At 65.9% G+C, this 18,922-nt stretch carries 20 protein-coding genes; 11 read left to right on the top strand and 9 right to left on the bottom strand.

The window, feature by feature from the left end; genetic code table 11:
- Positions 1 to 54: 54 nt before the first annotated feature.
- On the top strand, positions 55 to 1,926 hold the full coding sequence (locus tag GOPIP_RS03145; RefSeq protein ID WP_035727009.1) for an acyl-CoA thioester hydrolase/BAAT C-terminal domain-containing protein: 1,872 nt from the start codon (positions 55 to 57) through the stop codon (positions 1,924 to 1,926).
- 20 nt (positions 1,927 to 1,946) lie between these two features.
- Here GOPIP_RS03145 and GOPIP_RS03150 read toward each other — a convergent pair whose 3' ends face one another.
- Complete coding sequence (locus tag GOPIP_RS03150; protein ID WP_035727011.1) at positions 1,947 to 2,966, bottom strand: LLM class flavin-dependent oxidoreductase; 1,020 nt, start codon at positions 2,964 to 2,966, stop codon at positions 1,947 to 1,949.
- Positions 2,967 to 3,040: 74 nt separating this feature from the next.
- Between GOPIP_RS03150 and GOPIP_RS03155 the strand changes: the two genes are divergently transcribed.
- Positions 3,041 to 4,141, top strand: a complete 1,101-nt coding sequence (locus tag GOPIP_RS03155) for a threonine aldolase family protein (protein ID WP_006368096.1) — start codon at positions 3,041 to 3,043, stop codon at positions 4,139 to 4,141.
- A 50-nt stretch (positions 4,142 to 4,191) separates the two neighbouring features.
- Here GOPIP_RS03155 and GOPIP_RS03160 read toward each other — a convergent pair whose 3' ends face one another.
- A complete protein-coding gene (locus GOPIP_RS03160; protein ID WP_006368097.1) occupies positions 4,192 to 5,067 on the bottom strand; it encodes a hypothetical protein in 876 nt (291 codons plus the stop codon).
- 77 nt (positions 5,068 to 5,144) lie between these two features.
- Here GOPIP_RS03160 and GOPIP_RS03165 point away from each other — a divergent pair, with 77 nt between their 5' ends.
- The 3 genes from GOPIP_RS03165 to GOPIP_RS03175 all read left to right on the top strand — a co-directional run bounded on the left by GOPIP_RS03165 (position 5,145) and on the right by GOPIP_RS03175 (position 8,667).
- The gene (locus tag GOPIP_RS03165; RefSeq protein WP_006368098.1) at positions 5,145 to 6,227 is read left to right on the top strand and encodes an alpha/beta hydrolase; all 1,083 of its coding nucleotides are present in this window, start codon (positions 5,145 to 5,147) and stop codon (positions 6,225 to 6,227) included.
- A 139-nt stretch (positions 6,228 to 6,366) separates the two neighbouring features.
- Positions 6,367 to 7,140: an acetoin reductase gene (locus GOPIP_RS03170; RefSeq protein ID WP_006368099.1), complete on the top strand. Its 774-nt coding sequence runs from the start codon at positions 6,367 to 6,369 to the stop codon at positions 7,138 to 7,140.
- Between the two features lie 153 nt (positions 7,141 to 7,293).
- Positions 7,294 to 8,667 carry an NADP-dependent succinic semialdehyde dehydrogenase gene (locus GOPIP_RS03175; protein ID WP_035727035.1) on the top strand — a complete coding sequence of 458 codons (1,374 nt, stop codon included), beginning with the start codon at positions 7,294 to 7,296 and terminating at the stop codon, positions 8,665 to 8,667.
- Between the two features lie 43 nt (positions 8,668 to 8,710).
- Here GOPIP_RS03175 and GOPIP_RS03180 read toward each other — a convergent pair whose 3' ends face one another.
- The 3 genes from GOPIP_RS03180 to GOPIP_RS03190 form a co-directional block, all read right to left on the bottom strand.
- Positions 8,711 to 9,868, bottom strand: coding sequence for a GTP-binding protein (locus tag GOPIP_RS03180; protein ID WP_006368101.1), 1,158 nt, complete (start codon positions 9,866 to 9,868; stop codon positions 8,711 to 8,713).
- Positions 9,869 to 9,912: 44 nt separating this feature from the next.
- Positions 9,913 to 10,335: a nitroreductase family deazaflavin-dependent oxidoreductase gene (locus GOPIP_RS03185; RefSeq protein ID WP_026920084.1), complete on the bottom strand. Its 423-nt coding sequence runs from the start codon at positions 10,333 to 10,335 to the stop codon at positions 9,913 to 9,915.
- Between the two features lie 130 nt (positions 10,336 to 10,465).
- Positions 10,466 to 10,942, bottom strand: coding sequence for an OsmC family protein (locus GOPIP_RS03190; RefSeq protein ID WP_035727038.1), 477 nt, complete (start codon positions 10,940 to 10,942; stop codon positions 10,466 to 10,468).
- A gap of 207 nt (positions 10,943 to 11,149) precedes the next feature.
- On the opposite strand from GOPIP_RS03190, the gene GOPIP_RS03195 reads away from it, so the two are divergent.
- Complete coding sequence (locus tag GOPIP_RS03195; protein ID WP_006368104.1) at positions 11,150 to 12,025, top strand: SDR family oxidoreductase; 876 nt, start codon at positions 11,150 to 11,152, stop codon at positions 12,023 to 12,025.
- 9 nt (positions 12,026 to 12,034) lie between these two features.
- On the opposite strand, the gene GOPIP_RS03200 is transcribed toward GOPIP_RS03195, so the two are convergent.
- Both GOPIP_RS03200 and GOPIP_RS03205 read right to left on the bottom strand, forming a co-directional pair.
- Positions 12,035 to 12,574 (bottom strand): hypothetical protein, encoded by a 540-nt coding sequence (locus GOPIP_RS03200; RefSeq protein ID WP_006368107.1) that lies wholly within the window; start codon positions 12,572 to 12,574, stop codon positions 12,035 to 12,037.
- An 85-nt stretch (positions 12,575 to 12,659) separates the two neighbouring features.
- Positions 12,660 to 13,574 (bottom strand): exodeoxyribonuclease III, encoded by a 915-nt coding sequence (locus GOPIP_RS03205; RefSeq protein ID WP_035727015.1) that lies wholly within the window; start codon positions 13,572 to 13,574, stop codon positions 12,660 to 12,662.
- Between the two features lie 173 nt (positions 13,575 to 13,747).
- On the opposite strand from GOPIP_RS03205, the gene GOPIP_RS03210 reads away from it, so the two are divergent.
- On the top strand, positions 13,748 to 14,545 hold the full coding sequence (locus tag GOPIP_RS03210) for a DUF1684 domain-containing protein (protein WP_006368109.1): 798 nt from the start codon (positions 13,748 to 13,750) through the stop codon (positions 14,543 to 14,545).
- Positions 14,546 to 14,578: 33 nt separating this feature from the next.
- Here GOPIP_RS03210 and GOPIP_RS03215 read toward each other — a convergent pair whose 3' ends face one another.
- Both GOPIP_RS03215 and GOPIP_RS03220 read right to left on the bottom strand, forming a co-directional pair.
- Complete coding sequence (locus GOPIP_RS03215; protein WP_006368110.1) at positions 14,579 to 14,971, bottom strand: PPOX class F420-dependent oxidoreductase; 393 nt, start codon at positions 14,969 to 14,971, stop codon at positions 14,579 to 14,581.
- Between the two features lie 71 nt (positions 14,972 to 15,042).
- Positions 15,043 to 15,450 (bottom strand): VOC family protein, encoded by a 408-nt coding sequence (locus GOPIP_RS03220; RefSeq protein ID WP_006368111.1) that lies wholly within the window; start codon positions 15,448 to 15,450, stop codon positions 15,043 to 15,045.
- Positions 15,451 to 15,525: 75 nt separating this feature from the next.
- Here GOPIP_RS03220 and GOPIP_RS03225 point away from each other — a divergent pair, with 75 nt between their 5' ends.
- The 4 genes from GOPIP_RS03225 (at position 15,526) to GOPIP_RS03240 (ending at position 18,720) form a co-directional block, all read left to right on the top strand.
- On the top strand, positions 15,526 to 16,104 hold the full coding sequence (locus GOPIP_RS03225) for a TetR family C-terminal domain-containing protein (RefSeq protein ID WP_006368112.1): 579 nt from the start codon (positions 15,526 to 15,528) through the stop codon (positions 16,102 to 16,104).
- Between the two features lie 193 nt (positions 16,105 to 16,297).
- Entirely contained in the window at positions 16,298 to 16,732 is a 435-nt protein-coding gene (locus GOPIP_RS03230; protein WP_006368113.1) for a MarR family winged helix-turn-helix transcriptional regulator, read from the top strand.
- A 65-nt stretch (positions 16,733 to 16,797) separates the two neighbouring features.
- Complete coding sequence (locus tag GOPIP_RS03235) at positions 16,798 to 18,294, top strand: DHA2 family efflux MFS transporter permease subunit (RefSeq protein WP_210739668.1); 1,497 nt, start codon at positions 16,798 to 16,800, stop codon at positions 18,292 to 18,294.
- Positions 18,295 to 18,312: 18 nt separating this feature from the next.
- A complete protein-coding gene (locus GOPIP_RS03240) occupies positions 18,313 to 18,720 on the top strand; it encodes a MerR family transcriptional regulator (protein WP_035727019.1) in 408 nt (135 codons plus the stop codon).
- Positions 18,721 to 18,922: the final 202 nt, after the last annotated feature.

The raw sequence follows: 18,922 nt of genomic DNA on the forward strand, positions 1-18,922 counted from the left end.
GTCGGACTCGTAAACTCCCACCGTGCGGGTTTCTTCGGAAGAATGTGGGCTTTCATGGGCTTCCTGATCGGATTCTCCCCCTGGATCGTGTACTGGATTCTGGTGGGCAACATGCCGTTTCGCGGTGCCGTGCTCATCGCGCTGGGATTGTCGGTGATCGCGGTGGCCGTACAGCGCATCCGCAAACAGCCCTGGCATTCCCTCGAGGTCGGCGCGGTCGTGGTGTTCGTGACCCTGTCGGTGTTGTCGTTCACCGTCAGCGACAGATTCCTCGAGCAATGGCTGCAGCCGCTGGGTAATGCCGGCATCTTCCTCGTCGCGTTGACGGGCCTGCTGATCGGTCGCCCGTTCGTCCGCGAATACGCTGCCGCCTCGGTCGACGCCGCGACGGCCCGCAGCGACGGTTTCCGGGTGATCACCACCGCGATGACGTGGATGTGGACCACGGTCTTCGCATTGATGACGCTCATCTCGTGCATTCCCCCGATCATCCAGGGACAGGCCACGATTCGGGATGGTGGCTCGGTGGCCTCGGTGCTCTGCTATTGGGTCATACCGTTCACGATGATGGGGTTGGCCGGCACCGCGTCGGGAGTGTTCCCATCCTGGTTCGACAAGAAGACCGCGGCGATGTCCGAGCGCGAGGGCGCCGCCGATCCCGGCGCTCCGGTACCCCAGCCGCCGGCTGCCCCGCCGGTCACCGATCCCCATCTACAGCTGCAAGTGCCGCACACCTCCCGCCACGACGAGCCGTTCGCGATCACCGTCTCCACCCGCGCGACCTCGCCGGTGGCGCTGAGCGTTTCCGGGGCAGATCTGTACGGCCGCATGTGGACCTGGCGCGGGTCGGTCGAGAATGGCCAGACGATCGCCGACGAACCGATCTGGGCGATGCAATTCGACGGCCCGGCCGACCGCGCCGACCTGTTCATCCCGCCGGAGCAACCATGGCAGGTCCGGGTCGAGGCCTCCGTGGACGGTCGGAGCGCGGCACTGACCTGCCTGCGTCGGGCCACCGACCCGGCAGTGGAGGTGATCGAGATCGACGTCGACGGACGACGGGCACTGCTGGCCGTACCGGCGTCGGCGACCGGCCCCGCCGTCGTCTGTTTCGGCGGATCGGAAGGCGGGGTGGATTCGCAGCGGGCGGCCGTCTGCGCTCTCGCGTCCCGCGGGGTCACGGCACTGGCCTATGCGTGGCTCGACGACGGTCCCGACGCCGCTCCGATCGCCGACATCCCACTCGAACGATTCGCCGCAGCCGTGCACTGGCTGTCGGAGCACGTCGGCGGCCCGGTCGCCGCAATGGGCATCTCGCGCGGCGCCGAGGGTCTCGCGGCCACACTGGCCCGCGAGGCCGATCTCGCCGTGTCTGCGGTGATCCTGCTCAGCCCGAGCAGCGTCACCTGGCAGGCGATCGGGCCCGACGGGGAGATCCCGGGAACATCGTCGTGGACTCATCGCGGACAACCGTGCGCCTACGCCCCACTGCCGAGCGGGGCGTTGATGCCACAACTCGTCGGCAACGCCTGGCGGTTGTCGCGCGACGTCGCGGCGCACCGTCCGACCGTGCTCCGACTGCATCCCGCCTACGAGGAAGGCCTCGCTCGTGACGTCCCACCCGACGCGGTGATCGCCGCGGAGGCCATCGGGTGCCCCGTCCTCACGGTCAGCGGCTCCGACGACGAGCTCTGGCCTTCGGAGTCGATGGCCGATGCCCTGCTCGGGCGCCGGAACAACCCGGCGGACAGACACATTCGGTACGAGGGAGCCGGGCATTTCCTGCGGCCCGGGCTCTATCCGTCGACCGTGTCGAGGACCGGCGGAATCGCCCTCGGCGGCCGCCCTGCCGACCAGGCGGCGGCGTGCCTGTCGTTGACCGAGGAACTGGTCGGCTTCCTCGTCGGCGCACGGCACACGGTGTGAGTCGCACAGCGTGAGTCACCTCACGCCGGTGTCCACCCCAGCGCCGGCCCGAGGCGCTGTGCCATGTCGGTGATGATCTGCCGGTAGTCTTCGTCGTCGAAGCTGAACGGCAGAGCGAACGCCACCTCGTCAGCACGCTGGAACCCCTTGTGCTGGTACAGAATCTCCGCGAGTACTTCCGACGGGCCGACGAGGTCCGGGGAGAAGAGCATGCCGCGCGGGCCCTGCGGGGTGAGGGTGCGCGGCAGACGTGCGTCGGCGTAGGCCCGGTACCGGGCGATCTGCTCGGAGCTCGCCGTGTCGGTGGGAATGACCACGAGCCCCTGTGACACGCGCGCCGACGCCGGGTCACGATGGTGGGCCAGGTAGGCATCGATGTGTTCGGCCTGAATGGTCGCGAAGTCGCGCGCGGTGGTGCCCTCGGTGGTGACCACCGACGAGGTCAGAAAGTTCAGTCCCTGCTCCCCCGCCCAGATCGCCGACTCGCGCCCGCCGCCGTACCACACCCGGTCGGCCAGCCCCGGTGAGTGTGGTTGCACACGCCGCGAGAACGATTCGATGCCGACGACGCCCTCGAAGTCACTGACGGGGTCGCCACGCAGACAGGACAGCAGGCGGACGACCCGATCCTTGGAGAAGTTCTCGATGTCGTGGGTCTCCGGGTACAGGGCGGCCTTGACGTCGTCGTAACGCATCGGGGTACCCACGGAGACACCGGGATTGACCCGACCACCGGACAACACATCGACGGTCGCGAGGTCTTCGGCCAGTCGTAGCGGATTCTCCCAGCCGAGCGGGATCACCGCGGTGCCGAGCTGGATTCGACTGGTACGCATGGCGGCCGCGGCCATCACCGCGACCGGCGAGGAGATCCCGAACTGCAGATGCCGGTTGCGCAACCACACACTGTCGAAGCCGAGGTCCTCGGCTCGCTCGATGACGTCGAGGGTCGTGCGGTGCCCGGCCGCCGGATCGGCCTCATCGAACGACCCGATCGTGAGAAAACCCAGCGACCGCAGGGGTCGATCAGTCGTCGGCATGGCTCTCAGTGTGCCGCACCCCGGCGCGGTGAGCACGGCCCCGAGCGCCTTCGACCCTGTGAGAGCCTGAACTCGTGACGCTTCCCTCGATACACGACTCCTCGTGGCACGCCTTCGCCAGCGACAACTACGCCGGTGCCCACCCGGACGTGATGGCTGCGGTCGTCGCCGCCAACGGCGGACACCAGCGGTCCTACGGGACCGATGTCTACACCGAACGACTTCGAGACGTGGTCGCCGCGCAGTTCGGTGAGCAAGCCGAGGTCTTCCCGGTCTTCAACGGAACCGGGGCCAACATCGTCGCCCTGACCGCGGTGACCCCGCGCTGGGGTGCCGTCGTGACCACCTCCGAGGCACATATCAATGGTTCCGAAGGCACTGCACCCGAGCAGGTTTCGGGACTCAAGATCCTCCATGTGCCCACCCCGGACGGCAAGCTGCGGCCGGCACAGATCACCGCCGCTGCCCGCGCACTCGGCGACGCACAGCGAGCACAGCCGTCGGCGGTGAGTTTGACGCAGTGCACCGAGGTCGGCACCGTGTACACCGCGGAGGAGATCACCGAGATCTGCGCGGTGGCGCACGAGCACGGGATGGCGGTGCACATCGACGGAGCCCGCCTGTGGAATGCCGCGGCGGCACTCGACCTCCCGCTACGAGACTTCACCACCGGCGCCGGCGTCGACGTGGTCAGCCTGGGCGGCACCAAGAACGGCGCGCTCGGCGCCGAGGCGGTCATCGTCATCGACCCGGACCGGACCGCGGGCACCGCCTACGTGCGAAAGATGACGACCCAACTGCCGAGCAAGGTGCGGTTCATCTCGGCGCAACTCCTGGCTTTGTTCGACGCCGATCTCGGCCTCCGCAATGCCACGCACGCCAATGCGATGGCCGCGCGACTGCGGTCAGCACTGGAACACCTCGTCGCGAATGGCTCGCTCTCCGGTCTCGGATTCGCCCAGGACAGTCCCACCAATGCGGTGTTCGCGCGACTCCCGGTCCACATCGCCGACCGGATTCGCGAACAGGTGCACTTCTACGACTGGGACCGCCCCTCCGCAGTGGTCCGCTGGATGACGTCGTGGGACACGACCACCACCGACGTCGACCGATTCGTCACCGCCATCACCGACGCCTTCGCGAGCAGCGCCGGCACCGAAGCGGATCAGTCCTGACGATCGGGCGGTCTGGGTTCACGGCTGTCGGGGTTCACGGGCGGTCCGATTCACGATGGTCGCTGCTCGAGACGGTAATGCAGACGCAACGCCCGCATCGGACCGAGATCCAATGCGTGGTCGGTGCGCAGTTCTCCCTCGTCGTCGACGAACACATGGATTCGCTCACGCAACGGGGCGCGGGCGGCGTAGGTCCGTCGGCCGAGGACGACGGTGACATACGCCCCGTCCTCGCCGAAGGTCCGCGATCGCGAGGTCAACACCAGTGAGCCATCCGGCTCGGCGCGCGGCCGCAGATATACGCCGACGTTGCCCGCCTCCAGCGGAAAGACCACCGCCACATGGGGTTGTGCCGATCCGGGCAGCATCGCGCTGCGATAGAAGCCGCTGTAGACGGCCGAGCCGTCCAGACGCAGCGTCCGAAGCCAGGCCGCTCCGGCACGATGTCCGTCGACGTCATCGATCACCCGCACACGACTGGTCATGCCGCGGCTCACCGACAATGGTGCGGTTGGTAGCGCCAGCTGCCGAACGCGGCGACCGAAGAGACCGGCGATCGCTGCCGCACCGGGCGCAAGCAGTGGATTCCATTGCGCCCAGACCTCCATGCGCCAGCGCGCGGTGTGTTCATAGAAGCCCCGGACCAGCGGATGCAGTTGTGTCGCAGTGAAGTCGGGCCCGTCGAGCACACTCATGTCGTCGAACAGTCCGTCGTCGGCGGAGATCGGGCGGACCCGCCCCGAGCGGTCGAGGTCGTCGAACCATGCGTCGCCGACGGTGTGCCGACGATTCATCGGGCCGCGCAGGAAGACGTGCTCGGACGAGTCGAGGTCGACTGTTCGTCCGACGAGTCGCCACCATGTCCGTGAGGGCAGGTCCAATGCGTGCAGCAACCGGTCCGCCGTCGGCGTCGTGCGCGTGGTCATGGACGCAGATCGTAGGTGACGGTGCTCGATCGCGACGAAGCGACACACACGGCCACCGCGCCGGCGATAATCGGCGCATGGTCGATCCCGAATTGCGCACCATTCCCGCTGGACTCGTCGATGTCACCGTAGGGGTGAGCGATCCCGAGGTGACGAGTGCCGACGCCCTGAGCCACTTCGCCCCGGACGATCCGGCGATGCCGATGTATCAGGTGATCGCCAACAACCGGGCGCCGGTTGCCCTGCGCGACTTGATGATCGCGCCGGTGCGCAGCGGCTACGTCGGCGACGGTCACCAACCCGATCCGACACTCGTCCCGCCGTCGGGCGCACAGGCCGTACCGGATGTCGATGTGAGCGAGATCTATGTGCCGGTCGACGGCGGGGTCGCCCGCTGCCAGCTGTATCGACCGACGGGCACCGATCCCGAGGAACTGCTGCCGGTACTCGTGTACTTCCACGGCGGAGGCTTCACCGTCGGCAGCTCCGACGACTGCGATTTCCTCACCCGCAAACTCGCCGCCACCAACCGTGCGTTGGTGGTGTCGGCCAATTACCGTCTCGCGCCGGAGTTTCCGTTTCCGGTACCGCTCGACGACGCCTACGGCGTGTATCGCTGGGTGACGGGCAATGCCTCACGTATCGGTGGCGACACTCGTTTCCTCGGAGTCGCCGGTGACTCGTCGGGCTCGAACTTTGCCGCCGCGATACCGCTGCGGTGTGCCGACGACGGGGTTCGCACCCCCGACGCCGTGGTGCTGTTGGGCGCGATGGTGGACTTCCGGTTCGAGCGCTGGTCGTCGTTTCGTGAGCAGGCTCCGCGCGGCATCGTCTACGACACCGCTTTCACCGGATTCATCCGCGGCGCCTATCTGCCGACCACCCCGTGGGATCACCCGTATGCCAGTCCGATCGAGGGCGATCTGCATGCGTTTCCACCGACGGTGATCGCGACCGGCACCCACGACCCGATCATCGATTCGGCGCGTGCCTTCGCCGATCGCCTCGGCGAAGCGGGCACCACGGTGACCACGTACTTCCCCGCCGGGATGCCGCACGGGTTCTATTTCTTTCCCGGCGTGCACCCCGAGGAGGACGTCGCGTATCGCATCGTGGCCGATGCGTTGGCACCGCTGATCAGCATGGCCACCGCCGGCTGATCGGCGGTTGGGCGGGCGCGGCGACCCGATGCGGGGGTTGCATCGCCATGCAACCCTATGACCCACGTCACTCCTCGTCGTAGCGTCATGCGCGCACCGGACCGATCAGCGCCCGGGAAGTCGAGAACGAGGAGAAGCAATGAGCGTCGCGCATGTCACCGGGGCCGCACGGGGAATCGGCAAAGCGATAGCGTTGCGGCTGGCCCGCGACGGGCACGACGTGGCCGTCTCGGATCTACCGTCCATGGCCGGTGAGCTGAAGGACACCCGCGCCGAGATCGAGGCGACCGGAGTCGCCTCGGTCGACCTCACCGGTGACGTGTCGGTGCGCCACGACGTCCGGTCGTTGATCAGTGGGACCGCCGAGGCGTTGGGTTCACTCGATGTGATGGTCGCCAATGCCGGTGTCGCACAGACGAAGGCGCTGCTCGATGTCACCCCGGAGGAGTTCGACGCAATCCACGCCGTGAACTCACGTGGGGCGTTCCTGTGCTACACCGAGGCCGCTCGCCAGATGATCGCGCAGGGGTCCGGCGGCAAGATCATCGGGGCCGCATCCATCGCCGCACACAAGGGCTTTGCCTTGTTGGGTGTCTACTGCTCGACCAAGTTCGCACTGCGTGCCCTGACCCAGTCCGCGGCGCAGGAATGGGCGCCGCACGGTATCACGGTCAACGCCTATTGTCCGGGCATCGTCGACACCGCGATGTGGGAGGAGATCGACCACGACCTCGGCGAGATCAATCACGTCGGCAAGGGCGAGTCGATGAAGGCCATGGCCGCCGGGATCACGCTCGGACGCGTGTCGACCGGAGATGACGTCGCCAAACTCGTGTCCTTCCTGGCGGGTCCGGACTCCGACTACATGACCGGCCAGGCGGTGCTCGTCGACGGCGGGATGATCTTCGTCTGAGCGTGGTGGCCCTGCCGGGCGGCGCCGTGGCTGATCTCGACGGGGTTTGCGATCGGCTCGACGGTGGTAATCGTGGAGGGACAGTCATGGGAGGTGGATCTCCTCCACCTCCCACGATATCCACCGCCCTCGATGCAGAAGGGACTGACGATCATGGCCATCGCCACCGTCGACCCGACCACCGGCAGCACGATCCGCGAGTTCGAGCCCATGACCGACGATGAGGTCGACGCCGCGCTCGACCGCGCGGCGCAGGCATTCCCCGGTTACCGCAGAACGACTTTCGAACAGCGCGCAGGGTGGCTACATGCGACGGCCGATCTGCTCGAGGCCGAGGCGGACGAGACCGCGGCGATGATGACCCAGGAGATGGGCAAGACCCTCTCGGCCGCGAAGGCCGAGGTCCTCAAGTGCGCGAAAGCCTTTCGCCACTATGCCGACCACGGCGCCGCCATGTTGGCCGACGAGATCGTCGACGCCGATGCCGTCGGGGCGAGCCGCGCGTACATGCGTTACCAGCCGCTCGGTGTGATTCTCGCGGTGATGCCGTGGAACTTCCCATTGTGGCAGGCCGTCCGCTTCATCGCCCCCGCCCTGATGGCCGGCAACGTCGGTGTCCTCAAACACGCGTCGAACGTCCCGCAGTCGGCGCTCTACATCTCCGACGTGCTACGGCGTGCCGGTCTACCCGAGGGCTGCTTCCAGACCCTGCTGATCCCCTCGTCGATGGTCGAACCGATCCTGCGCGACCCGCGTGTGGCAGCGGCCACGCTCACCGGCAGTGAGCCGGCGGGACGCGCGGTGGCCGCTGTGGCCGGCGACGAGGTCAAACACACGGTGCTCGAACTCGGCGGCAGCGACCCCTACATCGTCATGCCGAGCGCCGACATCTCCGCGGCCGCCGCGACCGCGGTCACCGCACGGGTGCAGAACAACGGCCAGTCCTGCATCGCCGCAAAGCGTTTCATCGTCCACACCGATGTCTACGACGAGTTCACCGAAGCCTTCGTCGCCGGCTTCGCCGAACTCGTCGTCGGCGATCCCACCGACGAGGCCACCGATGTCGGACCGCTCGCCACCGAGCAGGGACGCGAGGATCTCGAGAAGCTCGTCGACGACGCCGTGGCGGCCGGTGCCACCGTGCTGATCGGCGGGCACCGTCTGGACCGCTCGGGCTGGTTCTACGAGCCGACCGTCATCACCGATGTCACCGACACAATGGATCTCTATGCCGCCGAAGCGTTCGGGCCCGTCGCCGCACTCTATCGGGTCGCCGACATCGACGAGGCGATCGCGATCGCCAACGACACGACCTTCGGCCTCGGCGGCAATGCCTGGACCACCGATCCTGCCGAGCAGCAACGCTTCATCGACGAGATCGACTCCGGTCAGGTGTTCATCAACGGGATGACCACCTCGTATCCCGAGCTCGGTTTCGGTGGCATCAAGCGTTCCGGGTACGGGCGCGAGCTCACCGCCCACGGCATTCGCGAGTTCTGCAACATCAAGACGGTGTGGATCGGCTGACGCTTGTGTCCATGGCACATTGCGCACCATGACCCGTCGGCCGTCAGTGGTGGTGTTGCGCGGGAATGTTCCAGCGTGGCAGCGGATCCGGGTAACCGACCCACGCCTCGGGTCCGGCGAGCATCTCGTCGTCGGTCAGTAGTGCCGATTCGAGGAGGCGCACGGGTTCGCGCTTGTCGAGATGAATCCCGATGAAGACCAGCTCCTGACCCGGCCCGGCGAGCGGGTCGTGCTCGGGCGGCGTCCAGTACTGTGCGGGTTCGATCATGAGGTTCGGGCCCGCCTGCGACCAGACCGCAACGATGTCGGGTCGGCTCGCGATCCAGCAGAAACCCTTGCTGCGCAACACTCCTCGGAGTCCGTCGAGAGCGTCGGCGAGGCGTGCCGGATGAAACGGCCGCTCGGCGCGGAACGCCACCGACCCGATTCCGTACTCCTCGGTCTCGGGCACGTGGCCGCCGAGGAGTTCGTCGTCCCAGCCGGCCACCGCCGCGGCGGCCTCGTGGTCGAACAGACCCGTGCCGATCACCCGGTCCAGTGGCACCTCGCCGTGGGTGGTGACGATGACCTGGGCGCGCGGATTGAGTCGGCGCACCGTCGCCTCGACGCGGCCGAGCTGATCCGCACCGACCAGGTCGGTCTTGTTGAGGATCACCACGTCGGCGAATTCGACCTGGTCGACGAGGAGGTCGGCGATGGTGCGTTCGTCCCCGTCGCCGGCTTGCAGGGCGCGGTCGTCGAGGCGTTCACCACGCGCCAGCTCGGTGAGAAAGGTCGAGCAGTCGACGACGGTCACCATCGTGTCGAGGACGGCCAGGTCGGCCAGCGAGGAGCCGTCCTCGAAGACCCAGTCGAAGGTTGCGGCAACGGGCATGGGCTCGGAGATGCCGGTCGATTCGATGACGAGATGGTCGAATCGACCCGCCCGGGCGAGATCACCGACCGCGTCGATGAGGTCTTCGCGCAGGGTGCAGCAGATACACCCGTTGGTGAGTTCGACCATGCGCTCCTCGGTGCGGTCGAAGCCACCGAGGTCGATGAGCGAGGCATCGATGTTGATCTCGCTCATGTCGTTGACGATGACGGCGATGCGCCTGCCCTCGCGGTTGGCGAGCAAGGTGTTGAGCAGGGTGGTCTTACCGGATCCGAGGAAACCGGAGAGGACCGTGACGGGAAGCTGGGCTGCAGCGGAGGAGGACACCCGCTAATGATAATTGTTTTCATTAGTGGGTGTCCACGCGGGTGTCACTCCAGAACGAACACCGGGATCAGCCGGTCGGTGTTGACCTGATATTCGGCGTACGGCGGATAGGCGGCCACGGCCAGATTCCACCAGTGCTCTCGCTCGTCTCCGCTGACCTCGCGGGCGGTGAGCTCGGCGACCTTCTGGCCGTCCTGCACGGTGACCTGCGGGTGGGCCTTGACGTTGTGGTACCAGGCCGGATGCTCGGGAGCCCCGCCCTTGGAGGCGACCATCGCGTATCGGCCGTTCTCCTCGACGCGCATCAGCGGAACATAGCGCTTCTTGCCGGATTTCGCCCCGGTCGTGGTGAACAGCACGACCGGCCGGTCGGCCACCTGGACCCCGTCGGTGGTCCCCTGCTCCAGGATCTTCGCGGTCTGCTCGCGCACCCAATCGGTCGGACTCAGTTCTGGTTCATCGCTCATGCCCGGGGCCAACGCACCCGGCCCGCCGGGTATTTCCACCCCCGCGGCACATCACCGACGATCGGTCGGTGACGGGCCGGGTCATTGTCCATCGACAGTGTCACTCGGTCAGGGGTCACTCGGTCAGGGGTCACTCGGTCAGGGGAGCATTCGTCCACTCGTTGCGGAATTCGAGTCCGCTCCGGATGAACAGTTGGCTGACCGGGCAACGTCGCTCCACCTCCGACACGAACTCGGCGAACGTGTCTGCGTCGGCGTCGGTCTGCACCGTTGCCTGCACGCTGACCGAGGTGAAGTTGGCGTTGCCGTCCGCCCCGGCGACCAGCACCGCGGTGTCCAGGTCGCCTTGCACCCGAAAGTCGAACGCGCCGAGCGAGATTCCCAAGTCCTTGGCAACCAGGGATGCGGTCACCTGGTTGCACGAGGTCAGGGCGCCGAGTGCGTAGAACAGCGGGCTCGGCGCGGCATCACGCCCACCGAATGCGGGATAGGCGTCGGTGTCGAATTCGTGTGCCACCGGCCCTTCGCTGACGAGGTGCTGTGCCACACCGGTTCCCGCCGCGGTGAGGACGAACGGGACAACGGTGGTGCGGATGGTGGCGGTCATGGGTCCTCCCGGGTCGATGGCGATCACCACCCACCTTTGTTGCCGGGACGGGAGCCGACGAGCGTTGTGGCCGCGGTGATCGCAACCCCGGTCCACCCGAGGAATGCCTGCGTCGCGGTGTCGTTGATGTCAAGGGTGTGTGCGCTCCCGACGCGGGAGCCGAGCCCATCCAACGCATTCCCATCCAACGATGTGAGGAGAATCCCGATGAGTCCTGTGGACAGCGGTGCCGAGACGAGCGATCAGGCCACGAACACCGATGGCGACAAGGTCTGGTTCATCACCGGGACCTCACGCGGCTTCGGCCGAGAATGGGCGATCGCGGCACTCGATCGCGGCGATCGCGTTGCCGCCACCGCGCGCAACCTCGACAGTCTTGCCGACCTCGTCGACTCCTACGGTGCCGCGATCCTGCCCATCGAACTCGACGTCACCGATCGCGCGGCAGATATCGCTGCCGTTGCTCGTGCTCACGAGCATTTCGGCCGCCTCGATGTGGTGGTCAACAACGCCGGCTACGGTCAGTTCGGTTTCATCGAGGAACTCTCCGAGTCGCAGGCGCGCGACCAGATCGAGACCAACGTGTTCGGCGCCCTGTGGATCACGCAGGCGGCGCTGCCGTTCCTGCGTGCACAGCGCTCCGGTCACATCATTCAGGTGTCCTCGATCGGCGGTATCAGCGCATTCGCCAACATCGGCATCTACAACGCGTCCAAGTGGGCACTCGAGGGCTTCTCCCAGGCGTTGGCCGCCGAGGTCGAGGCGTTCGGCATCCACGTGACGTTGGTCGAGCCGGGCGGATTCGACACCGATTGGGGCGGGGCGTCGGCCAAGCACGCCACGGCGCTCCCCGCCTACGACGAGGTCCGCGAGACCGCGGCCCGGGCGCGCCGGTCACGCACCTCCGCACCCGGCGACCCACACGCCTCGGCCGCAGCGATCCTGCGGATCGTCGACGCCGACGAGCCGCCGCTGCGGGTGTTCTTCGGCACCGCCCCGCTCGACATCGCGAAGGCCGACTACGCGAGCCGGCTCACCGAGTGGGAAAAATGGCAGCACGTGGCCGAACTCGCCCAGGGCTGACCCGGCCGCCTACCTGATCGTGTAGACGACACCATCGCCCGCCGCGGCCCGGTCGGACATGAACTGCGCAGCGGTGCGCAGAAAGTTGTTGATGTCCTCGGCCTTCCAGGTGATTCCGCGGGCGAGGGCCGGGTGGTCGTCCGCCACGAGGGGCACCAGCATGAGATCACGCGCGATCGCCGCGGTGTCCGTTGTATCGAGGACCCGGACCCAGGGGGTGAACGAATAGTCCTGTCCATAGGACACACTGGGCATCCCCTCGACCAACGTATACGACTCCCGCGGGCCGGAATCGTCGTCGCGGCCGGAGAAGATGTCCTGGAATACACGAAAAGCCTTGTCCAGGTACAGCATCGTGGGGCGCGGCTTGGCGTCGAGCGCGAAGACGCAGTCACTGGCCACCGTCTCGCCGTTCTCGGTCTCGACCGAGACCGGCACCAGGCCCCATGCGTCGCCGAGGGGATCGGCACCGAGGAACAGTCCTGGATCACGGTGTGCGTCGTCGATGCGGTCGCCGGGTACCGGATATGCGTAATAGCGAATTCCCATGTGCCACAGTGTTCATCGCCGGTACCGAGGCGGGGTCCGGACCATCCACAGCGATGTAGGCGCGGCGCACGGCTGTGGACAAGACCTATGCGGGATCGGGGCAGATGTGCATGCGATAGTTCACCACGAGTGGGGCGTGGTCGGAGAGCCGTTGCGCGGCCGACGGTTCCTTGTCGACCGTCACCTGGGTCGCGCACGCGGCCAGTCGGGGTGTCGCGAGTTGGTGATCGACTCGCCAGCCCACATCCTTGGCGAACGACTCTCCCGCCCAGCTCCACCAGGTCAGTGGGCCCGGCCGCGCTCCGTGTACCCGTCGCACCACGTCGACGAGGCGCCGGGTCCCGAGGATCGACTCGAACCATTCACGGTCCTCGGGGAGGAATCCGTCCATCGAGCGGGCAGCGCGCCAGTTCGTCACGTCGTGCTGGGTGTGGGCGATGTTGAGATCCCCGACGAGCAGGAAGTCACGGCCCGCGCGGTGCGCAGCACGACGACTGCGGTCCAACTCCCGGCCGAATGCCGCGAGAAATCGTTGTTTGCGTTCGTACTTCTGGCCGCCATCGGGTTTCTCGCGCATCGAGCCGGGCCGCTGCCGGTGTGCGGGAAGTCCACCTTTCGGGAGGTAAAGGCAGGCCACGGTCACCGGCTGTTCGGCGAGGTCGACCTCGAGGTACCGGCCATGCGTGGTGAATTCACCGAGACCGCGCGCTGTGGGCGGGTGGGTCACCCAGGTGCGCACCGCGGTGCCCGGACGCCTGGTCAGTACGGCCACCCCGTTACGGCCGGCGATCGATCCGACGTCGGCCGTGACCGCGTATCCGGGAAACTCGCCGATCTCCGATGCCGGACAACGCAACTCCTGAAGCGCCACGACGTCCGGTGACCGGGATGCAAGCCACTCGTCGAATCCACGGCGGCGCGCGGCGCGGATGCCGTTGACATTGAAGGTGGCAACCGTGAACACGGAGTCGGCCCCGTGACCACCGGGTGGATCGGACACAGCAGGCAACACTACGCGGGCCGTATCCCGCGTCCGAGGCCAGGAGTTGCGCGCAGGATGAACGAAATGCCATCGAGCAGGCCACGACTGCGCGTTGCACCAGGTACGCGCAGCACCGCGTCGACCACCCCAGGTCCCCCCGAATCCCCCACCATCGTCAGGAGCCTTGTGCGATGACCGAAACCTTATCGACCGACGCCGATTTCGCCGAGCAGTGGCATGAGTGGCACACCGCTCGCGAACGCGATCTCGCGAACCCGCTCGGATGGTTGTCGATCAACCGACTCGAGTGGCTCGAGACCGAGCCGGCCCGATTCGACGGGCTTCCCGGCACCTGGTGGTACGACGGCGCAACCGGCCACCTTCGACCCAACGGCGGCGAGACATTCGCAGCCCGCGACTTCGACCTCGATGCGACCGGCGCCGGCGAGATCGTCGAACTCGACGGTGTGCACCTCGAAGTCGCGCGCCGCGGCGACGGCTATCTGATCCGGGTGCATGACGAGAATGCGCCCACCGTCCGCGATTTCCGAGGAGTGCCCACCTATGAGCCCGACCCGTCCTGGGCGCTGTCGGCCACCTTCGAGCCCTACTCGACACCCCGCCCGGTGACCGTGGGTGCCGTGGCCGAGGGGCTTGCGCACGTCTACGTCTCGCCTGGCGAGCTCGTCCTGACCCGCGACGGCGCCGACCATCGCCTCATCGCATTCAACGGCAAGGCCGGTGGCCTGTCCGTGCTGTTCACCGACGGCACCTCCGGGGTGACCACGTACGCGGCCAACCGCAGCGTGGCCATCGAGGCCGACGACGAGGTGGTGCGAAGTGGAGGCGAGGTCATCATCGACTTCAACCGGGCGACGAACCTGCCGTGCGCGTTCATCGACTTCGCGACCTGCCCCCTACCGCCGGCCGGCAACACTCTGCCGTTCGACGTGACCGCCGGCGAGAAGATCCCCCACGAGCGAGCGTGACACCTGCGCAGACAGCTCTGCGACACAGCCTTCTCAGCCGACTCCGTGGATCTTGTCGGCGTCGATGGTGAGGATGATGCGTGTCTGGTCGCGTCCTCCGAACCAGGGATACGGCGCCCCGAGATATTTTTGCGACAACGCCTCGATGTGCTCGGCTCCCCCGTCGGTCGTCGACCCGATCACGCGGCCCCGGATCTCGAAGTACCGTGCGGGGTTGTCGGGATCGGAGACGTTGATCGAGACCCGCGGATCGCGCTGGATGTTCTTGTCCTTCTGGAACCCCTGCACCGTGTTGATGAGAACGTGCTCGCCGTCGGTGTCGACCCACGTCAGGGTGAGCTGCGGCGACCCGTCGGGCATGATCGTCGCGACATGGCACGGCGCGGGTCGGCGCAACAGGGCAACAAGGTCATCGGGCAGCGTCATCGAGTCCTCGATTCGTCGCGGGGGCTGTCGTGTCAGCCACCCTGTCGTCTCACCGATCCATCGTGTCACCGCTACGCCGACGCGTAGGCGTCGGCGTACTCGGCACTCGGCGGCAGCGGCTGGATGACGTCGAGAAGGACACCGTCGGGTGCGGCGAGGATGAAATGCCGTTGGCCGAAGTCCTCGTCTCTGAGGCCCATGACGATTTCGGTATCCGGATCGGCCGCCAGGCTGCGGTGGACCGCGTCGACGTCGTCGACCTCGAGGTTCACGATCACCCCTTTCGGGAGCGCTCGGTACCCCTCGGGAATCGTGGCGTGATCGTGGGCCAGTACGGCCACCTCGAAGGCTCCCAGCCGCAGGCTGACGTACCAGTCGGACTCGAAGGTCGTCTCGAACCCGAGGAGCTCGCGGTAGAACGTTGCCGCGGCGCTGACGTCGCGCGACATGAGGACGGGGTAGAAGCTCGTGGCTGACAACAGAACTCTCCTTTACGTACAGTGAGTATGTAACGACTTCAGAATACATACACACTGCACGTAAAGGAAGAGTCCATGCCACGCGCCTCCGCGGCCGACGCCGCTCAGACCGCCCAGCGCGTTCTCGACTCGGCAACCGAACTGTTCTCGTCACGCGGTTTCGCCGACGTCTCACTCGACGATGTCGCCGGCGCCGCAGGCGTCACGCGCGGGGCGGTCTACCACCACTACCGAAATAAGGCCGGACTGTTCGGTGCTGTTGCCGCACGGCTACAGGCGGGCGTCGCCGATGCGGTCGTGCAAGCGGCAGAGGCAGCCGGCGCGGACCCCGGCGACCAGCTCCGCGCCGGATCACACGCGTTCCTCGACGCGATCACGTCCGGCACCGCGGTACGAATCCTGCTCATCGACGCCCCGTCGGTGGTCGGCTGGCAGGAGTGGCGTCGGCTCGACGCCGAGAATTCCGCAGCACACCTGCGCGATGCCCTGCTTGCGGCCGGCGTCGGCGAGGAACTGCTCGACGCGACCACCGCACAACTGTCGGGCGCCATGAACGAAACCGCCCTCTGGATCGCCCAGCACGCCAATGCCGATTCGGCTCGCACCCAAGCACATTCGGCGCTCGACCGACTGCTTGCCGCTTATCTCTCGTGACAGCGTCGCAGGTTCCCGACGGCTGGCGAGGCAGCACTCGGTGCGATCCCGTCGAGTTCGTACGCGCAGTCGAGTTCGTCCACGCAGTCGGCGGTATTGCCCTCGAGACGTGATCCGACGCCATCTCATAGTTGATGTATCAATTATCTAGGCGTACGATCATGCCTGTCGATCGAGTGAGGAGGTACGTCAGGTGTATCCAGATATCGACGATTCCCTCAATTCGTTGGTGTACAGGACGAACACGATACTCAGAGGACGGTGGCAGGCCTACCTGAAGGACTTCGACATCACCTCGGAGCAATGGGCAATACTCAATCGCTTGATCCGGAAAGACGGGTACAACCAGAAAGAACTTTCCGCCGACAGCTTCAAAGAACCGGCGGCAATCACCAGGACGCTCGATCTCCTGGCGAGAAAGGGGCTGGTCGAGCGACGGAGATCGGCGACCGACGGAAGAGAATACCTCGTCTTCATCACAGAGGACGGGAAGCAACTCCTGAGAGAGACGAGGCCGCGCGCGAAGCAGTACAACGATGTGCTCAAAGCGGCGCTGCGCGACGACGAGATGGCGACACTGAAGTCGCTGTTGCGCAAGCTCGGCAATGGGCTGCAATCCGGCCGATGAAGGGCGAGATATTTTTTTTGCCGAGATAATTGATATATCAATCATCTGGCGATTGGTTGACAGAGATGGGAAGCGCGACCGTGCAGACAACCAGAGAAATCAAGTTCTGGCCGATGATGATGACGATGTTCTTGGGCTCGTTCGTCGTCATGCTCAGCAGCAGCACGATCAACATCGCATTGCCATATCTCATGACGAATCTGCACACCGATCTCGACACGGCGAAATGGTTGATCACCGGCTTCATGCTGACCATGGGCACGTCAGCGCCCCTGACGGCGTTCTTGGGCGAGAGGATCAGCTACAAGCGTCTCTACCTGATCGCCATAGCCGGTTTCTCTGCTGCATCAGCGTTGGTCTTCGTCTCGAACACCATCGACATGTTGATCGCGATCCGGTTCCTGCAAGGGTTCTTCGGCGGCGTCACGATTCCCGCCACCATGGCGATCGTCTATCAGGCCCTCCCGAAGAAAAGACTGATCACCGCAGTCAGCATCTGGAGCATCGCCCCCACGCTGGCACCAGCGGTCGGACCGACGGTCAGCGGCTTCCTTATTCAGTACTTCAACTGGAAGGCCATCTTCTTCATCAACATCCCCCTGGGCTTGATCGCCCTCATCCTGGGAGTCATCTTCTTGCCGGGCTACCGGCTCTCCGCGGACAGCGCCCTCGACATACCCGGCATCGTGTTGAGCGTGCTCTCGAGCACTGTTCTGCTCTTCGCATTCAGCGAGGGTTCGGCCCTGGGGTGGAGTTCTGCGATCATCGTCTGCACGCTGATCGCCGGTGCTGTGTTCCTGGCTCTGTTCATCTTCTGGGAACTGCGGGCGAAGAGCCCGGTTCTGAATCTACGGACATTCAGATATCCGACTTTCACTGCCGGCGTGGTCGTTGGCTGCATCATCAACATCGCCCTGTATTCCGGCATATTTCTCACGCCGATCTTCTTGCAGAACATCCAGGGACTGGCCCCACTGGATGCGGCGCTGGTCCTACTACCCGCCACGATCTGCATGGCTGTCCTGATGCCGATCGTCGGAAGGGTCTATGAACGCATCGGAGCTCTGCCGCTGCTGCTCGTCGGGGTCTTCCTGATCGCATTGGGAACCTGGCGCATGACCCAGCTTTCGGTGACCACATCGCATGATTACGTGAGAATCTGGATGGCACTGCGGTACATCGGACTGGCCCTCGCGACGATGCCCGCCTCCAACGCCGGAATGATCACTCTGCCAAAGGAATTGTCGGGCAACGGCTCGTCCATCCTGAACTGGACGAAGCAGATGTTCGCCTGTCTGTCCATCGGCGTGTTCTCCTCGCTGCTCACCTCCAGGGCGTCGAATCACATCTCCGCGCTCTCGCATGGGGCCACTTCGCCGGCCGGGCTCGCCGCAGCCCATGCGAACGGATACGTCATGGGGATCAACGATGTCTACCTGGTCTCATGCCTCGTCATCTTGATCGCGCTGCCCTTCAGCTTCCTCCTCAGAAGGAGAAGGAAGCTCCACGATTCGCCGGTACCCCCGCACGCCGCGGCCGAGGTTGCACCTGACCCAACGTGAGGTCTCAGGGTCGTGGCCATGAGCCGACGAACCGACGATGACGCGTTGATCGGCGTCGGTGAGCTCGCCCGGGAAACCGGCCCGACCGTGCGCACGCTGCACCACGACGAAGCCGTCGGGCTGTTGGAACCGTCGGCACGCACCGACTCGGGCCACCGTCTCTACGGCCCGACCGAGATCGAACGCCTCTACCGCGTCGCCACCTTGCGACGTCTGCGGCTGTCGCTGGCACAGATCCGCACGGCTCTGGACGACCCCGACTGGTTGCTGACGGACTCGCTCGGTTACACGAGCGCCAGCAAGGTATCGCTGATCACCGTAAACGGGGCCCGAAGCGGATATCAGAACCGACGCGATGCAGTCCAACTAGTTGCGACCCGCCGCCTGAGTATGGGTCCGAGGTGGGACGAGCTGCGCGGCGCTTGAGCAATGCGACCAGCTGACGGACATGACGCAAACCGCAGGCTCACCACACGGCTAATCAGTGACATTCCCCGTATCCCACGCAGGTTATCAGGATAGGCGCTGTGCGCACGTGGTTTGTCGCATCTCACGGCCGCCGGCTAACCGCAGCCTCCTGAGCGGTCAGAACGATCAGGCTCCCCGAGCGCCTGGGCCCGGCCTTTAA

The sequence above is a fragment of the Gordonia polyisoprenivorans NBRC 16320 = JCM 10675 genome (assembly GCF_000241325.1).
GTDB classification, from domain to species: Bacteria; Actinomycetota; Actinomycetes; order Mycobacteriales; family Mycobacteriaceae; genus Gordonia; species Gordonia polyisoprenivorans.

Coding starts and splice junctions, on each gene's coding strand:
- GOPIP_RS03225 (WP_006368112.1), top strand. CDS start 15,526: ATGCCACGCGCCTCCGCGGCCGACGCCGCTCAGACCGCCCAGCGCGTT.
- GOPIP_RS03175 (WP_035727035.1), top strand. CDS start 7,294: ATGGCCATCGCCACCGTCGACCCGACCACCGGCAGCACGATCCGCGAG.
- GOPIP_RS03215 (WP_006368110.1), bottom strand. CDS start 14,971: ATGACGCTGCCCGATGACCTTGTTGCCCTGTTGCGCCGACCCGCGCCG.
- GOPIP_RS03210 (WP_006368109.1), top strand. CDS start 13,748: ATGACCGAAACCTTATCGACCGACGCCGATTTCGCCGAGCAGTGGCAT.
- GOPIP_RS03190 (WP_035727038.1), bottom strand. CDS start 10,942: ATGACCGCCACCATCCGCACCACCGTTGTCCCGTTCGTCCTCACCGCG.
- GOPIP_RS03240 (WP_035727019.1), top strand. CDS start 18,313: ATGAGCCGACGAACCGACGATGACGCGTTGATCGGCGTCGGTGAGCTC.
- GOPIP_RS03235 (WP_210739668.1), top strand. CDS start 16,798: ATGGGAAGCGCGACCGTGCAGACAACCAGAGAAATCAAGTTCTGGCCG.
- GOPIP_RS03200 (WP_006368107.1), bottom strand. CDS start 12,574: ATGGGAATTCGCTATTACGCATATCCGGTACCCGGCGACCGCATCGAC.
- GOPIP_RS03195 (WP_006368104.1), top strand. CDS start 11,150: ATGAGTCCTGTGGACAGCGGTGCCGAGACGAGCGATCAGGCCACGAAC.
- GOPIP_RS03170 (WP_006368099.1), top strand. CDS start 6,367: ATGAGCGTCGCGCATGTCACCGGGGCCGCACGGGGAATCGGCAAAGCG.
- GOPIP_RS03145 (WP_035727009.1), top strand. CDS start 55: ATGGGCTTCCTGATCGGATTCTCCCCCTGGATCGTGTACTGGATTCTG.
- GOPIP_RS03150 (WP_035727011.1), bottom strand. CDS start 2,966: ATGCCGACGACTGATCGACCCCTGCGGTCGCTGGGTTTTCTCACGATC.
- GOPIP_RS03185 (WP_026920084.1), bottom strand. CDS start 10,335: ATGAGCGATGAACCAGAACTGAGTCCGACCGATTGGGTGCGCGAGCAG.
- GOPIP_RS03160 (WP_006368097.1), bottom strand. CDS start 5,067: ATGACCACGCGCACGACGCCGACGGCGGACCGGTTGCTGCACGCATTG.
- GOPIP_RS03165 (WP_006368098.1), top strand. CDS start 5,145: ATGGTCGATCCCGAATTGCGCACCATTCCCGCTGGACTCGTCGATGTC.